13 protein-coding genes are annotated in these 16,311 nt (G+C 63.8%); 2 read left to right on the top strand and 11 right to left on the bottom strand.

Annotation, left to right across the window (positions count from 1 at the left end):
• Positions 1-67 precede the first annotated feature (67 nt).
• The 8 genes from E0L93_RS12310 to E0L93_RS12345 all read right to left on the bottom strand — a co-directional run bounded on the left by E0L93_RS12310 (position 68) and on the right by E0L93_RS12345 (position 10,916).
• On the bottom strand, positions 68-2,260 hold the full coding sequence (locus E0L93_RS12310) for a beta-glucosidase family protein (protein ID WP_132692361.1): 2,193 nt from the start codon (positions 2,258-2,260) through the stop codon (positions 68-70).
• Positions 2,257-3,774: a xylulokinase gene (gene xylB / locus E0L93_RS12315; protein WP_132692363.1), complete on the bottom strand. Its 1,518-nt coding sequence runs from the start codon at positions 3,772-3,774 to the stop codon at positions 2,257-2,259. The genes E0L93_RS12310 and xylB overlap by 4 nt, the downstream gene beginning before the upstream one ends.
• Positions 3,771-4,856, bottom strand: coding sequence for a sugar phosphate isomerase/epimerase family protein (locus tag E0L93_RS12320; RefSeq protein WP_243638226.1), 1,086 nt, complete (start codon positions 4,854-4,856; stop codon positions 3,771-3,773). The genes xylB and E0L93_RS12320 overlap by 4 nt, the downstream gene beginning before the upstream one ends.
• A 91-nt stretch (positions 4,857-4,947) precedes the next feature.
• Positions 4,948-6,360 (bottom strand): glycoside hydrolase family 5 protein, encoded by a 1,413-nt coding sequence (locus E0L93_RS12325; RefSeq protein WP_132692367.1) that lies wholly within the window; start codon positions 6,358-6,360, stop codon positions 4,948-4,950.
• A 69-nt stretch (positions 6,361-6,429) separates the two neighbouring features.
• On the bottom strand, positions 6,430-7,263 hold the full coding sequence (locus E0L93_RS12330) for a carbohydrate ABC transporter permease (protein ID WP_132692369.1): 834 nt from the start codon (positions 7,261-7,263) through the stop codon (positions 6,430-6,432).
• A gap of 33 nt (positions 7,264-7,296) precedes the next feature.
• Complete coding sequence (locus tag E0L93_RS12335) at positions 7,297-8,268, bottom strand: carbohydrate ABC transporter permease (protein ID WP_207890474.1); 972 nt, start codon at positions 8,266-8,268, stop codon at positions 7,297-7,299.
• 69 nt (positions 8,269-8,337) lie between these two features.
• Complete coding sequence (locus E0L93_RS16350) at positions 8,338-9,657, bottom strand: ABC transporter substrate-binding protein (RefSeq protein ID WP_132692371.1); 1,320 nt, start codon at positions 9,655-9,657, stop codon at positions 8,338-8,340.
• Between the two features lie 44 nt (positions 9,658-9,701).
• Positions 9,702-10,916 carry an ROK family transcriptional regulator gene (locus tag E0L93_RS12345; RefSeq protein WP_165874345.1) on the bottom strand — a complete coding sequence of 405 codons (1,215 nt, stop codon included), beginning with the start codon at positions 10,914-10,916 and terminating at the stop codon, positions 9,702-9,704.
• A gap of 299 nt (positions 10,917-11,215) precedes the next feature.
• Here E0L93_RS12345 and E0L93_RS12350 point away from each other — a divergent pair, with 299 nt between their 5' ends.
• Both E0L93_RS12350 and E0L93_RS12355 read left to right on the top strand, forming a co-directional pair.
• Positions 11,216-11,809: a YesL family protein gene (locus E0L93_RS12350; RefSeq protein ID WP_132692375.1), complete on the top strand. Its 594-nt coding sequence runs from the start codon at positions 11,216-11,218 to the stop codon at positions 11,807-11,809.
• Between the two features lie 286 nt (positions 11,810-12,095).
• The gene (locus E0L93_RS12355) at positions 12,096-13,211 is read left to right on the top strand and encodes an endo-1,4-beta-xylanase (RefSeq protein ID WP_132692377.1); all 1,116 of its coding nucleotides are present in this window, start codon (positions 12,096-12,098) and stop codon (positions 13,209-13,211) included.
• 72 nt (positions 13,212-13,283) lie between these two features.
• Here E0L93_RS12355 and E0L93_RS12360 read toward each other — a convergent pair whose 3' ends face one another.
• The 3 genes from E0L93_RS12360 to E0L93_RS12370 are packed head-to-tail and all read right to left on the bottom strand — an operon-like array spanning position 13,284 to position 16,275.
• A complete protein-coding gene (locus E0L93_RS12360) occupies positions 13,284-14,105 on the bottom strand; it encodes an SDR family oxidoreductase (RefSeq protein WP_132692454.1) in 822 nt (273 codons plus the stop codon).
• Between the two features lie 33 nt (positions 14,106-14,138).
• Entirely contained in the window at positions 14,139-14,963 is an 825-nt protein-coding gene (locus E0L93_RS12365; protein WP_132692379.1) for a glucuronate isomerase, read from the bottom strand.
• Complete coding sequence (locus E0L93_RS12370; RefSeq protein ID WP_132692380.1) at positions 14,956-16,275, bottom strand: PTS ascorbate transporter subunit IIC; 1,320 nt, start codon at positions 16,273-16,275, stop codon at positions 14,956-14,958. Before E0L93_RS12370 ends, E0L93_RS12365 begins: the two co-directional genes overlap by 8 nt.
• Between the last annotated feature and the right edge of the window lie 36 nt (positions 16,276-16,311).

Consider the following 16,311-nt stretch of genomic DNA (forward strand, 5'->3'; position numbering starts at 1 on the left):
CTGCACCCTCGTTCCACATCACCGCGGGATGTGACCGGATCAACCGCACTCCGGCCGTAAAGCCCCCTCATCTCACGCGGAAACGCGCTCGCAGCGCATTCTCATCCAGTGCGTGCCGACCCACGACGACCTCGTAGTCGATCGGCTCGACCACGAACTCCCGCCTCTCCGCATCGTAGTAAGCAAGGTCCGCAACCGGCACCTCCAGGCGCACGGGGCTCCTCTCTCCCGGGGCCAGCGCCACGCGGGCGAACGCCTTCAGCTCCTTCGGCGCGCGCTCGACTTCCGACCCGTGCGCCGCAACGTAGAGCTGCACCACCTCTTCGCCTTCGACGCTGCCGGTGTTGGTAATATCGACCTCGGCCACGAGCGTGTCGTCAGGCCCCAACTGATCTCGGGCCAGCCGGAGGTTACTGTAGGCGTATGAGGTGTAGCTCAGGCCGAAGCCGAAAGGGAAGGCGGGCCGGGTTCTGTCGCGCTCCAGCTTGCGGTAGCCGTGCCAGAGGTCATAGGTGATCTCCGTAGCATCCTTATCGAAGAAGGGCAGGTCTTCGGCGCGCCTTGGGAAGCTGCAGGGGAGCCTGCCGCTCGGGTTGACCCGCCCGAGCAGCACGTCGGCGAAGGCGTTCCCGCCCTCCATGCCCGGGTACCAGAGCATGAGGATGGCCGCCACCCGCTCGCGCCAGGCCTCGGTAATGATCGCGCTGCCGCCCATAACCGCGACCACGGTGCGCGGATTCGCCGCCGCAACCGCCTGGATCAGTGCCTCATCCTCCGGGCGCAGGGTGAGCGCGGCGCGATCGCCGCCGGCACCGAATCCGGACCCTTCCTCCTCGTCCGGCGTCCCGCCCTGCATCAGAGTCCGGGCGACCGGTTCTTCCTCCGGCGAAGGCTGCGGGAGGTTGGGCGCGAAGCGGGTCATCAGGTCGGGGGGTATGTACTCTCCTTCATCGCGGAAGGTGTAGCCCACCACGCAGACCGCCGCGTCGGCCTTCTGGGCGAGCCTCGCCGCCTGTGCCGGGTCGCTCCCATCGTAGTACTCGACCGCAACCCCGTCGCCGAGCGCGGCGCGGAGCCCTTGCAGCGGGGTGATCACATACCCCGGGCGGGTGTCGCTGGAGCCGCGGTCGCCGGTGTTCGGCGTGTCGGCCAGCTCTCCGATCACGGCCACGCGCCGCACGCCGGCCAGAGGCAGTATGCCATCCTCGTTCTTGAGCAGCACGATGCTCTTCTGCGCCGCCTCGCGGGCCAGCCGGCGGTGCTCCTCGCACCCCACCACGTCGGGGGTGTAGTCGTCCGGATCACGGCCCTGGGCGAACCGCACCTGCTGCCGGAGCAGCCGCAGCGCCGCGTCGTCGATCCGCGAGACGGGCACCTCGCCGCGCTCGACCAACTCCCTCAGGTCGCGGTGGTAGAGCATCTGGAACGGCATCTCGAGGTCTTGTCCGGCCAGGGCGGCCTTTCTGGCATCCCGCATGCCGAAGATGAAGTCGGTGAGCACGAAGCCCTCGAAGCCCCACTGCTCCTTGAGGATGCCGGTAAGGAGCGCCTCGTTCTGCCCGCACCACTCGCCGTTGACGCTGTTGTAGGCGCTCATCACCGAGGCCGCGCCCGCATCCACCGCCCGCTTGAAGTGCGGGAGGTAGACCTCGTGCAGCGCGCGCGGATCGACGGTGACGTCGACGGTGAAGCGGGCGTTCTCCATGGAGTTAAGGGCGTAGTGTTTGGCGCAGGCCATCACGTGGCGCTGCACGCCGCGGACGAGCGCCGCACCGAAGGAGCCGAGGTGGTGGGTATCCTCGCCGTAGGTCTCCTGGGCGCGGCCCCAGGCGGGATGGCGCAGCAGGTTTATACACACGCCGCCGAAGAGGTTGCCCCCCAGGGCCCGCAGCTCGCGCCCGATCGCGTCGCCGATCCGCTCCTCCAGCCCGACATCCCAGCTCGCGCCGCGGGCCATCGAGACCGGGAAGGTGGTCGCGCCCGGCATCACCACGCCGCGCGGCCCGTCGGCGAAGCGGATGCCGGGGATGCCCAGGCGTGGAACGGCTCCGGCCGGCCACACCCGCAGGTTGTATCCTCCGTCCATCATATCTGCCAACCCGGACCAGAACGGGGTATCGCCGTACATCAGCCAGATCTTCTCGTCGAGACTGAGCCGGGCGAGCAGGTCGCGCGCTCTGGCCTCGATCTCGTCCGCCGTGAGCGTATCGGGGGTCTCAAGCCCGCCGAACGCGGAGTTGCTCTCGTTATGTGCGGTCATGCTGGTGCCTTTCCCGGTCGATGCTGGCCGCTCGCGGCGAGATCCGTCAGGCTGCTCATGGCGTCCCTGGTTGCGGGATACAGCGAGCGGTAGACCTCGTAGTATCCGTTGTAGAGGGCCACCCGCTCAGGGTGCGGCCGGACTACCTCATCACGCAGCCGGATATGCGAGCAAGCCTCCTCCACATCCGTGTAGACGCCGCAGGCAACTCCGGCCAGAAGGGCCGCTCCATATGCCGGCCCCTCATCGGCCGTGGTGCGGTAGATAGGCGCGCCGTAGATGTCGGCCTGGAGCTCCCTCCACAGAGGACTCCTCGCTCCGCCTCCCGTCACCCGTACCTCCTCCGCACCGACCCCAAGGCCGCCCATGATCTCTAATGCATCCCGCAGGGAGAAGACAACACCCTCCATCAGAGCCCGGCTCATGTGCGCGAGCGTGTGGCGGGAGGTGAGCCCGAAGAATGCCCCGCGGGCTTTGGGGTCCAGATGGGGGGTCCTCTCGCCGCTGAGGTAGGGCAGGAAGAGGAGCCCTTCTGAGCCGGGCTGAACTTCTGAGGCCGCCTCTACCAGCTCCTCAAAGTCCCTCCTCAGAGCACCGCGCCACCACCCGAGAGAGCCCCCCGCAGAGAGCGTAACCCCCATGAGGTGCCACTTGCCGGGTACGGCGTGGCAGAAGGCGTGTATCCTCCCCGAGGGGTCGGGCGAGAAGGTGTCTGTATGGGCGAAGAGCACGCCGCTGGTTCCGATGGAGGAGCTTATTATCCCTTCCCGGATTATCCCCGTCCCCACCGCAGCAGCCGCGTTGTCCCCGCCGCCGGCTGCCACCGGTATTCCCGGAGGCAGGCCGAGCTCCCGGGCGACCGTTTCGCGCAGCGCTCCCGTCTTCTGTGGCCCTTCGTATACTGCGGGCAGCCACTCTTTGGGGATCTCTAGCGCCGAGAGGATCTCCTCTGACCAGTCCCTGAGCCTCACGTCTAAAAGCAGCGTGCCGGCGGCGTCGGAGGCGTCCGTTGCGTGCTCGCCGGTGAGCCTGAGGCGCACGTAGTCTTTGGGCAGGAGCACGCCGGCCACCTTCTCGTAGTTCTGCGGCTCTTCGTCTCTGAGCCACAGGATCTTGGGCGCCTGAAAGCCGGTCAGAGCCGGGTTGCCGGCGATGGCGAGCAGGCGCTCCTCGCCGACTGCCTCCGTTATCTTCTCGCACTGCTTGAGCGTGCGCTGGTCGTTCCACAATAGAGTCGGGCGGATGACCTCCTCTGAGGAGTTAAGGAAGACCGAGCCGTGCATCTGCCCGGTGAGCCCAAGCCCCGCAACCTCGCCTCCGACCTTTGTGGCCACCCGGCCCAGAACCTCTCTGGATGCCTGCCACCAGTCTTCGGGGTCCTGCTCGCTCCAGCCGGGGCGAGGGCTCATCAGCGGGTACTCTGAGGAGGCTTCGGCTAAGACTCTGCCGTCCTCCTCTACGGCAACCGCCCGGGCTCCCGTGGTCCCTATGTCCAGGCCGATGAGCACGCTCACTGCTGTGAAGCGCTCCTTGAGGCTTTGGCCTCTTTGCGCCGCCCGATGATCCTCTCCTCGTATTCAGAGTCGAGCCCGAGTGCCGCATAGACCGCCCTCTGCCCTCCAAGGGCGTCGGCCCTCTTTTTGGCCTCCGCGAGTGCTCTGCGCTCTATTCTCTTGGCCACATCCCAGATGAACTCCCAGTGCAAAATAGCGCGCCTTACGGCTTTTACCTGATCTTCTGTGTAGGGATAGAGGTCGAAGCCCACTATCTCCCCGTTGGCCCCGTAGCCCACGTCCTGCAGGGTCTGGGCCATCTCTAAGGTCTGCATGAAGAAGTTGGTGCCCACCACGTTGTCGTCATCGAAGGTGCCCCAGCCGTCGTTGGCGTGCTGGTGGCCCAGCTTGTTCTCTGAAGCGAGAAGCTCGGCGTACTCGGCCAGAGACTCCCCGTTCATGATCAGGTGCTGCCAGTCCAGGTTCACCAGCAGATTGGAGGTGTCTACCCCAAGCTCTTCTACCTTCTTTATGGTAAAGAGCGTCATGCCTATGTTCTGCATCAAAATCTTCATCGCCGGCTCGCTGTTTTTGTGCTCAAGAAAGATCTTTACGCCCCGTCCGCCGGCGTGCTCCGTGAGCTCAGCTACTCCCTCGATGAACGCCCTCCACGTCCCGGCATAGGGCCGCTGGAAGGTGTAGTTGTACCCTTCGGCCCCGGGCCAGATGATGAAGTTCGCCCCGATCTCACCCGCAAGCTCGATCCCTCGCTTGAGGGTATCTATTCCCCGGCGTCTGAGCCGCTCGTCGGGGTTAATGAGAGCGCCCATCTTGTAGGTGGGGTCGTTGTGCAGCCCGGCGGCGATCACGGGCAGCTCCATATGGTGCTCCTTGAGCACCGCAAGGATCCCCTCTGCGTTTTCCTCGTTCACCTCTCCGGGGTAGTGGTACTCAAGTCCATCGAGCAGATCCGAGAGCCCCTCGCACACCCGCTCTGTCTTCTCCACCATCCCTTCGTCTGCCACCTCGTGGTGGTAGCCGGGCGGCACAAAGCGAGTGACCGCCGGCCCAAACGCCCAGATCCCTACCGAGTTCTTCACCACGTTAGTCAAATTCAAGCCTCCTTTTCGCCTCTCCCGCACCGGGGAGCCGCAGATGCCCCGAAGCTCCTCCAGCTTACCCCAGAACGCAAGCTCAGCCCTTCCTCCCGGCGGCCCTGGGAGCGTGCTCGGAGAGTATGCCGGCCAGCTCTTCGCGCCTGATGCAGTTCTCGAATCGGAAGGACCGCATCATCCCGTCTATCTCCGCCTCTTCCATGCCCCGGAATAGCTCTGCGTACTCGCCGACCATCGGCTCGGCCAGCAGGATGTTGCGCACCAGCAGCTCGATATCGCGCCGGGCCCCGAAGGGGAACGGGTCGTAGCCGGGATACTCCTTCTCGAAGAGCTGCTCCAGCGGCTCCATTACGTGGCGGATGTGCGCGTCCGTCCCGCCCCAGTGATCCACGCCCAGGCGGGCCTTCTTCTCCAGGATGGGCCGGATGCGCTCCACCCACGGCGAATCGGGAGCGGCGTAGACGACCCCCTGCAGCCCGATGTCTTTGTAGGTCCAGATCGCCCAGCTGACCCCGTGTCGGTCGTAGATCTCCAGCTGGTCCCGGAGTACCCGGTAGCGGGTTGGGTGAGTCTCGGGGCGGTCCTGCGGGTAGACCGGGCCGAACTCTCCCACCCAGATGGGCACCCCGTGCTCCAGCATGTAGCTGCTGCGCTGGAGGAACGTCTGCTCCAGCACGTCCCGGTCGACGTACTTCCCGCGAGATACACCCGGGTACGGGCCGCCATCCACGAACCCCGGCAAGGCGTAGTCGTGGTTGGTGTAGACCACGTTCTCCCACGGCTCTCCGAACATGTGGAAGTCCTGCGAGTAGCGGTTGCCCTCAAGGAAGATTATGTGGTCTGGGTCTATGGCCCGGATCGCCTCGTAGAGGCGCCTGTAGAGGGGCATGAGCATCTCTTCGGTAGGGTCGGCCGGTTCGTTTACAGGATTGTAGCCTGCAACCCACGGGTTACCCTTGTAGCGGCCGGCTATCGCCTCCCAGATATTCACCGTGCGGTCCTGGAAGTGCTTGTGCCTCCAGAGCAGCGCCTTGTGGGTGGGGTTATCCGAGTGCCAGTGCTGGTTCTGGTAACCGGGCAGGGCGTGCAGGTCGATGATCGTGTAGATCCCGTGCTTCGCGCACAGCTCTATCACCCGGTCGAGGTGCCTGAAGCCCTCCTCCTTTATCTCGAAGGGCCGCATGTCGTCCTCGAGGTGGCGGTAGTTGACCGGCAGCCGCAGAAGATTCAGTCCCAGGGAGCTTATAAAGCGGGCGTCGTCTTCGGTGAAGAAGTGCTCCAGGAAGCGGTCGAAGAAGTATTCGCACCTCTCTTCCCCGAGGACTTCTCTTACGGCCTCCCTCTGGGCCTCCTCGTTGGCCGGATAACCGGTGATAAAGTTCTCCATGTTCATCCAGCCGCCCAGGCCGAACCCGCGCAGCACGACGGGGCTGCCCTCGCCGTCTACGATCTCGCTCCCCTTCACGCTGAGCGCCTGCTGGTTCTCCGTCATCTAACAACCTCCGTTTGTCCGGGACTCTCCCCTACGCCTTGGACTGGAATCCCGCTCAGATTGTCACCATCAACCCTTAATCGCCCCGGCCGTTATTGCCTCCACGAATCGCCGCTGCATGACGAGGAAGACGGCGGCGATCGGGAGGGTGCTCAAGAACGACCCTGCCAGGATCGCACCGTACTCCTGGCTGTAGGGACCGAGAAGCGTCGGCAGCCCGAGGCTGACCGTGAACATCCTGCTCTCCGTCAGCACTACCAGCGGCCAGACGAAGTCGTTCCACGTGGTGGTAAAGAACAGGATGCCGAGCACGGCGATCACCGGCTTCGAGAGCGGGAGGATGATACGCCAGAAGACCGTCCACTCCCCGGCGCCGTCTATGCGCGCGGCGTCCAGCATCTCGTCGGGGATGGAGAGGAGATACTGCCTCGCCAGAAAGACGCCTATCGCCTGCGCCGCGACCGGCAGGATGAGGGCTATGTAGGTGTCCGTCCAGCCGAAGGTGATCATCATCGTGTAGAGCGGCACGATGAGCACGTATATGGGCAGGGTCAGCATAGCGATGACCAAGACGAACAGAACGCCCTTGAACCTGAAGGCGAACTTGGCGAAGGCGTAGCCCGCCATTATCGAGATGACGATGGAGAGCGCCGTGCGCGCAGCGGAGACGAAGACGCTGTTCAAGAACCAACGCACGAAGTCGGTTTCCCGGAGCAGCAGTTCGTAGTTGCCCAGATAAAGGCTCTCGGGGAAGATCCGGACCGGTATGGAGAACAGCTCGCTACCAGGTTTGAAAGACGAGGTGACCATGTAGATGTACGGCATGACCGTGAGGAACACGGCGAACAACAGGAAGGCATTGCCGAGCACCTGCCAGAAGCGTGTTCTTAACTTATGGCTCATCAGGTGCCCCCCTCTCTCTGGAGCGAAGTCCTCTCACCTCTCGAGCCTCCTGTACAGGTACAGTTGCGTCGCAGCTATGGCTATGGCTATGAGGGCCATCGAGTAGCCGATGGCGGACGCGTACCCGCGGTCGAACTGCCTGAAGCCGGTCTCGTAGAGGTAGATCGCCAGCGTCAGCGTCGCGTCCGAGGGTCCGCCTCCCGTAAGCAGGAACGGCAGCTCGAAGAGCTGGTAGGAGAATATGGTCGCCTGCACGACGACGAACAGGATCACGGGCTTGAGCAGCGGCAGCGTCACGTAGAAGAAGGTCTTCACCCGCCCCGCCCCGTCCACGGCCGCCGCCTCGTGCAGTTCATCCGGGATGTTCTGCAGCCCGGCCAGAAAGTAGAGCGAGTTGATCCCCACGTAGGTCCAGATCCCGACCATGATCACGGACGGCAGCGCCAAATCCGGAGAACGCAACCAGCCTAGCTGGGGCAAGCCGATCGACGTAAGGAAAGCATTCAACAGCCCGTAGTTGGGATCGAACACAACGTTGAACATCAGCGCCACTACCACCAGGGAGGTGATAAAGGGCAGGAAGAAGGTCAGCCGGTAGAAGCTCTTGAACGTCGCCCAGGGGACGACGAACGAGCGGATGGTCACCGCCAGGATGAGCGCGATGGGGCTCAATATAAAGATGCTCGCCAGCGTGTAGATCGTGGTGTTCTCCAGCGCTTTGAGGTAGCGCGGGTCTTCCAGAAGCTGCCGGTAGTTGCCCAGTCCGATGAATTCCGGCGTCCCGAACCCCCCGGCCTCGAAGAAGCTCAGCCTCAGGGCATCTAAGATCGGGTACAGCATGAACACGCAGTAGATGGAGAAGAACGGCAGCAAGAACAGGTACGGCGTATACGCGCGCTGGTTGCGGCGCCACCATCCCGCAGTCGGCCTCCGCTCCCCGGGCGGCTTGCCCGCCCCGTGCTCTTGCGTTGCTTGCGTCTCTTCTCTATACACCCGCTCCGCCACCTCTGCCCTCGAAGATCGTGGGTGACGGCGGACGCCAGAAAGCGTCCGCCGTCACCGGGCCCGTAGCTGTTAGCCTCCCTCTATCGCCGACCTCACCTGCCTGAGCGCCTCCGCCGCATCCGCCCTATCCTGCATGACCGGAGTAATCACATCCCTGATAATGGTCTCGGTCGCCTCGGCCCACTGCGGCGACTGGTTGAACGGGACGAGTTGCGGAGCGAGGGACGAGTAGAGCTCCCCGAACCTCGTGTCAGCGAAGTAATCGCTGGGCTCCTGCAGCGCGGGATCCTCGTAGGCGGGGCTGTAGGTCGGGTACACCGTCCGCAACTTGAAGTCCTCCAGGACTCCTTCGGTGGTCAGGTTGCAGGCGCGTATGAGCTCCCAGGCCAGATCGGGTTTTTCGGACTGCACGGTTATGCACTGTCCGGTGCCGCCGAACTGGGCCGTCGGAATACCCTCGCCTACACCCTGCGGAAACTCCTGTACGGTCCATAGCCCGGACTGATCCGGCACGTCGAGGGGAAGCATCGCGAGGTGCCACGGCGGCCCGAACACCGCGACGAACCGCTCGGCCCTGAAGGCCGCCCGGTAGTTCGGCGGATACCATTGATCATCGCCAGCTACCGGCGCGATGTCGGCGATCTCGTGCTCGTAGACCAGATCGTAAAGGAACTGCATCGCCTCGATGCTCAGCTCGTTGTCGCCGATGTAGTTGCCCTGCTCATCGAAGTAGGTCGTGCCGGCGCTCTGGGACATCATATAGTGGTCGCCGAAAGCCTCGTCGTGTATGGCGAACATCTTCCTGTCAGCGGTAGAGATCTCCCGGCCCGCCTCTATGACCTGGTCCCACGTCTCGAACGGGGTCTGGATGCCGGCGTCCTCCATGATGTCCTGCCGGTAGGCGAGCACGCAGGTGTTCAGCTCGTTTCCGAGGCCGTAGATCTGGCCTTCCCACGTCCACGGATCTGTGCCGGCCGGCGTGTAGACGTTATCTATCTCGTCGCCTATGCGGTCGTTGAGCGGCACGAAGGGGACCTGATCTCCCCGGATGAACGGCGAGAAGCGCGAGATCTCGACGTCCGCCAGGTCCGGGGCTCCCCGTCCGGAAACGAGCGCGGTCTGCAACCGGTCGTGCATCTGCTCGTAGGGGAAGACCCGCAGATTGACCTCCACGTCCCCATGCTCAGACGTCCAAACCTCCGACTGGAGAACCTGCCGGATCCATTCGGCGCGCTCTTCGGAGAAGAGCCACATCTCGAGCGACTCCGCTCCACCTTCTTGTCCTTCGTCCCCTTGCCCCCCGCAGCCTGCGGTTCCCAGCAAGGCCGCACCAGCGACTCCCGCGCCGGCAACCTTGAGGAATTCTCTCCGGCTGAGCCTCCTTCTCATCAAAAACCTCCTCCTGTTGACGATGCTTCCGCCCCCATCCCTTATTACACAACCGTTCTCCGCACCGCCTCCGGAACGGAGACGGCAAACAACTCCCGCAATACCAGAGCCGCAGCACCCACGGCCCCGGCGTCTTCCCCCAGTTCCCCTTTCACAATTCTCGTTCCCTCCGCCATGCCCGGCAGCGCCCTTCTCCTGGCGACCCTGACGAGCGGGCCCGTCACCATCTCCCCGATCTCCACGGTCGAGCCCCCCAACACCACCACCTCCGGATTGAGAACGTTGATCGCGTTGGCAACACCGATCCCCAGATACTGGCCGGTCTCCTCGAGCACCCTTGCGGCCAGCTCGTCTCCGTCGCGGGCCGCCTGAACAACATGCCTGACCTTCAGGTCATCAAGATCCACTCCTCCCAACCGATCCCTGCCTGCCAGCTTCAGCGCCCGCCGGGCCCTCCGGGCGATGCCCGCCCTACCGGCGAAGGCCTCCAGACAGCCGTACCCCCCGCACCCGCAGGGCGGACCATCTACCTCTATGACCGTGTGTCCGATCTCCCCGGCTCCTCCGTCAGCCCCCCGCCGCAGATCGCCATCCACCACGAGCGCTCCGCCCACCCCCCAGTGGGCTATCACATAGAGCATGTTGCTAGCCCCGCGCCCCGCGCCGAACAGAAACTCCCCCAAAGCCCGAGCATTGGCATCGTTGTCTACTAAGACCGGCGCATCGAACTTGCGACTTATCAACTCCGGAACGTCCAGGCCACCCCACTCCGGGTCGCTGGGAGGGTCGAATCTAGTCCCTCTCGATCTCAGTATCGGAGCCGGAACCGCCACCCCGACACCGAGACTGTTCTCCGCCGCCTCCGGCACCTCCTGCAGAATCTGCTCGAAGATCGCCTCCACCTGCCCGGCGGTAACCTTTGCCCCCTCGACCATCTTCGAAGGCTTCTCCACACGCACTTTTACGGCAGCGTTGAGATCGGTCACCACAGCAGTAAGGGTCCGCGGACCGATCTCCAAACCGACCGCACTGCGGGCCTCGGGGTCAAGCTCCACGAGCGCCGGGGGCCTCCCGCCGGTCGAGGGCCCCTCGCCCGCAACCCGAACCAGCCCCTCACGCACCAGCTCGCCGATGATCTCGGCCACCGTGGCCGGGCTCAGCCGCGCCGCCCGGGCCACCTCCGCCCTGGATACCGGCCCGAGGTTGCGAACCAACTCCAGCACGACCGCACGGTTGTGACGCCGGATATCTCCAGCCACCCTACCGGCTACACGCCTGCCACGGTTCCCGTCTTCGATCTCCAATCCTTCCCGTAACCCACTTATAAAACAACGTAAATAAAGTCTCCCGGTAAAGGGTACATTTTCCGGTTTTTACTGTCAAGTTTTCAGCCATATCCCCTTATACACCGGCATCTTTTTACGAATACTGTATTAAACTGTGGGTGTCCCGGCATGTCTTGTGCCATATATTTCAGGAAAAGAATGCGGCCAGACAGACTTTTGGCCGGTCAAGAGAGGCGCCGCATGCAGCGGGGGTGCGCCGGGGGGGAGGGACGATGAGCTTTCAGGACAGCCGTATCTACCGGATGCTAGAACGCTTCTCGGATCTGTTCATCCTCAACCTGTGCTGGCTGCTCGCCTGCCTCCCGGTGGTCACGATCTGGCCGGCCACGGCCGCCATGTTCGCGGTCGTGCGCGAGTGGGTTTTGGACAGGGAGCCTCGCGTGATCGCCAGCTTTCTGCGCTTCTTCAAGGCCAACTTCACCCAGAGCCTGTGCGTCGCGGTGATCTGGTCCCCGCTCGGTCTGCTGCTGTTGTCCGGCCTCAACCTCGCCGCGCAATCGGCGCCCCCATGGCAGCCGCTTCTCTTCTTTTGCGTCTCGATCCTGGGGATCCTCTACCTGGTCACATCCGTATACTTGTTTCCCGTGATGGCCAACTACCGCGTAAGCTTCCTTCAGATCATCAAGAACTCCGTCCTTTTCGGTATCGGGCGGCTTCCCGTCTCCGTTCTGTGCCTGCTGGTAGTAGGCGCCGCTGCGGCGCTAGTGGCAATCATCCCCGTGGCACTGCTAATAGCGGGCAGCTCCACCGCCTACGCCGTCTATCATCTTTGCAACCGCGCGTTCCGAAGAGTCGAGGCAGGCTGAGACAAGAATCAGAGAAAACACCGTCGCGCAACCCTCAGGCAAGACCGGCCTCTCTCTTCAGCCCGGCTCCAGAAGGCCAAGAACAGCACCTGCGACACTTAATTAATTGAGTAAAAAAAGTTGCCGGAATTTTCGGGATATTACGGCCATAGCATTGCAATGCAGACGCATAAAGGCTACTATTCCGGCTAACTTAGCTGGGGTGGTAACTAAAGTAAGGAGGGATGACTTGAGTGCAGGCTACGTCAGGGGGCTTCTCCTGCTATGGGGATTATGTCTGGGGCTGATGATCTTGGGAGTGAGTAAGGCGCCGGCTGCCCCGCCGGACAGGCCTCCGGGTCTCGCCAAGCAGGATACTCTCCGGTGGGCGGCTCCGAAGAATCTCTATGTGGGATCTGCGGCGGCCGGTGGGGGTCACCACGAGGCCCAGGACTATCCCGACCCGTTCACCTACGACACCGAGTACCGCAAGCTGCTAGCGGCTGAGTTCAGCTCGGTCACGCCGGAGAACCAGCTCAAATGGGAGTTCGTGCATCCCGAGCGGGGCGTCTACAACTTCGGTCCGGCCGACGAGATCGTGGAGTTCGCCCGGCGGCACAACCAGAAAGTCCGGGGGCACACCCTGCTGTGGCACAGCCAGAACCCGGCGTGGCTGGAGGAGGGCGACTTCACGGACGAGGAGCTGCGCGAGATTCTGCGCGAGCACATCTTCACCGTCGTCGGCCGCTACAAGGGCCAGATCCACCAGTGGGACGTGGCTAACGAGATCTTCGACGGCAACGGCAACCTGCGCACGCAGGAGAACATCTGGCTGCGGGAGCTTGGGCCGGGTATCATCGCGGACGCCTTCCGGTGGGCGCACGAGGCCGACCCCAAAGCCGAGCTGTTCTTCAATGACTACAGCGTCGAAGGCATCAACGCCAAGAGTACTGCTTACTACAACCTGATCCGCGATCTGCGCGCTCAGGGGGTCCCGGTTCACGGCTTCGGGGTACAGGCTCACCTGAGCACGCGGTGGCCATTCCCGGCCGATATGCAGGCGAACCTGCAGCGCTTCGACGAGCTCGGGGTCGCGACCGCCGTCACCGAGCTCGACGTCCGGATGGACCTGCCCGGCGGAGCAGCGCCGACGCCCGCGCAGCTGCAGCAGCAGGCAGACTACTACCGCCAGGCGCTCCAGGCCTGCCTGAACGTGGCAGGATGCGGTTCGTTCACGATCTGGGGTTTCACCGACAAGTACTCCTGGGTCCCCGTATTCTTCCCGGACCAGGGTGCCGCGACCGTGATGTGGGAGAACTTCGAGCGCAAGCCAGCCTACTACGCTCTGCAGGACACGCTCCTGGAGGCCAGGCCCGGCGGCAAAGCCCTCCGGGAGCATCACCCGGCCTACGCTGACCGCTAGACCGGCAGCCCCAGGACACCGCCCGGAGAGATCCCCGGGCGGTGTCCTGGGGCCACAGAGCCCCGTGCGCGCCTACACCCCTGAGAAGGCCGAGAAGCCACCATCTACGGGAATTACGGCACCGTTAACGAAGCCGGCCGCAGGAGAGCAAAGCCAGATCAGGGTCCCCACAAGCTCCTCCGGCTCTCCGAAGCGTCCCGCCGGGGTGTGCTCGATGATCTTGCCCCCACGCTCGGTTAGCGACCCGTCCTCGTTTACGAGCAGCGCCCGGTTCTGTTCCCCGAGGAAGAAGCCCGGAGCTATAGCGTTTACCCTCATGCCCGCGCCGTAGCGCCGGGGCAGCTCCACGGCCAGCCAGCGGGTGAGGTTGTCTATGGCGGCCTTGGCCGCAGAGTAGCCCACGACCCGCGTGAGAGGGCGCTGTGCTGCCATCGAAGAGATGTTGACTATGCAGCCTTCCGCCTCCCCCGGAGGCTTACCCTCTGCCATAGCCGCACCGAATACCTGGATGGGAAGCACGGTACCCACAAGGTTCAGGTCGAAGACTCCGGCAAAAGCCTCCCGGGAGAGTCCGAAGAAGCTCTCTCCCTCTCCCACGGCGGCCCCCGGCACGTTGCCGCCGGCGGCGTTTACGAGTATGTCCACCCTCCCCCAGCGCTCCAGCACCGTCTCCCTGGCAGCTTCCAGCTGTTTCCGGTCCAGGACGTCGGCGGGCAGCGGCATCGCTTCTCCGCCGGCCTCCTCTATCTCCTTTGCTACCCGGGCCGCTCTCTCCTTCCGGCGTCCCAGCACACCCACGCGCGCCCCGGCGCGGGCGATCCCACGCGCCATCGCCCCTCCGAGCACGCCGGTCCCGCCGGTCACAACGGCGACCCGGCCTCGAAGGCCGAAGATCCGGTTCACAACCGCCTCCTCGCTCTCTTGACCTCACGCATCGCCATCCAGCCCATAAGCCCGCTTCGCCAGCCCGTAGGCCAGCTCCCGCGCCATCTCTGGGGCATCCTCCTCGTCTATTACGCCACGGACCACCATCCCCGCCAGCCAGTCACAGCTTACGCGCCGCCACACGTCGTGGCGAGCGGGGATCGAGGCGAACGCCCGCGTGTCGTCGTTGAAGCCGGCGAGGTTATAGATGCCGGCGGTCTCCACCACGGCGTCCAGGTAGCGGCGCATCCCCAGCGGGCTGTCAAAGAACCACCACGGCGCTCCCAATAAGAGCGCCGGGTAGTGGCCGGCGAGCGGAGCAAGCTCTCGGGAATAGGTGCTCTCGTCGAGTGTGAATAGGATGAGGCGGAAGCTTGGGTCGGCGCCGTACGCGTTCAGCAGCGACCGCAGGTTGCGGGTCCACTCGGTCGCGACTGGAATGTCGGTGCCCATGTCGGTTCCGAACCGCGAGAAGATGGTCTCGTTGTGGTTGCGGAAAGATCCAGCGTGCAGCTGCATGACCAGACCGTCTTCCGCGCTCATACGCGCCATCTCCACCAGCATGTGCGCGGTGAAGCGTCCGGCGTCGTCCTCGCTGGCCTCGCCGCGCAGGGCGCGCGCGAAGATGGCTTCCGCTTCGGCAGGAGAGAGCCGTTCGGCATGGGGCGTGAGAGCGCTGTGGTCGGTGGCCACGGCGCCCATCTCCTTGAAGAAAGCCCGCCGCTCCTCGATAGCCCGGATGAAGGAGCCGTAGCCAACCACATCTGTTCCGGAGACCTCTGAGAGGCGTTCGACGTTCTCCCTCCAGCCATCGAACCCATCAAACAAAACCGAGCAGCCGGGCGATCAGCCAGATTATTATGGCCGGCACGATCGCGTCCGGTACGGTGAAGGCAAGTCCTTCGGCGCCCAGCGCGCCCAAGTCGCCGAACACCTGCATCTTGTATGCGAAGCTGATCATGAACCAGCCCACGAACCCCCAGAGAAAGCCGCCCGCCACGGCCCCGCGCCGGCCTCCGGTGGCGTTGCCGAAGATGGCCCCCGCTCCGCTGGCGAAGAAGGCCACGATCATGCTTGGCAGAGGGACCGGCCAACCGATGAGCGCCAAGAGAACCATCGCCACAACCTGAGCTACGGTCCCGGATATGAGGCCGATAATCAGGGAGTTGGGTGCGTACGGGAAGATGACCGGCACGTCCAGCGCCGGCCGGGCTCCGGGAATGACCTTCTCGCCGATTCCCCTGAAGGCCGGAACGATCTCGGCCAGGAGCATGCGCACCCCCTGCAGGAGGACCAGCATTCCGGCAACGAAGCCCAATCCCTGCAAGATGGCGAAGACGAGCCAGTTCTGACCGTCGCTGATATTCTCCTCGAAGCCTCCGATTCCCGTCTGCCACACCGCAAGACCTGCTGCCCCCAGGCTTATAACCAGGAAGATCAGGGAGGTGGAGATGGCGATATCCCGGAAGAAATTCAGCGAGTCGCGCACCTCCAGCTTCTCCGCGCTGTGCTCCGGATCGCCGACCAGCTTGCCCACCAAGGCGCAAAACACGTTGAGCAGCGTCTGCCCATGCCCGAAGGCAATCTCGTCGCTGCCCGTGATCCTGCGCATGAACGGCTGGGCTATAGCGGGGGCCAGCGTCATGTAGGTGCCATGCGTTATGGAAGCAAGAGCAATTACCCACACCAGCGAGAGGCCCAATGAATGGTACAGGATGGCAAAAGCGCCAGCGTGGATCCAGATCATATGCCCCGTCAGGTAGAGGTAACGGAAGGGAGTAATTCTGGCCAGGATGATGTGAAAGATGTAGCCGAAGAGCAGGGTCCACGCTATCGCCGCTCCCAGATCGTCTACGTTCGCTTCCTGAACGGCGCTCACCACCGCCTCGTCGAATGTGACGAAGGTTTGAAACCGCTCCTCCGGGATACCAGTCTGGAACATCGCCTGGATACCGTCCAGAGCGTTGACCAGCGCCCCGATCCCGACACCGATGATGAGCATGCCCAACACCGTCTTGACCGTGCCGTTTATAACCTCTCCGCCGGGCCTGCGTTGGATCAACAATCCAATAAGTGCGATAAGGCCCAGCACGATAGCGGGCAGCTGTATCAGCTCGATTACGGCGAATATGATCTCCATGCTCTCCTTCCCTTCCGCCAATAGCGCATCAGAGGC

The sequence above is a fragment of the Rubrobacter taiwanensis genome (assembly GCF_004337705.1).
Taxonomy (GTDB): domain Bacteria; phylum Actinomycetota; class Rubrobacteria; order Rubrobacterales; family Rubrobacteraceae; genus Rubrobacter_C; species Rubrobacter_C taiwanensis.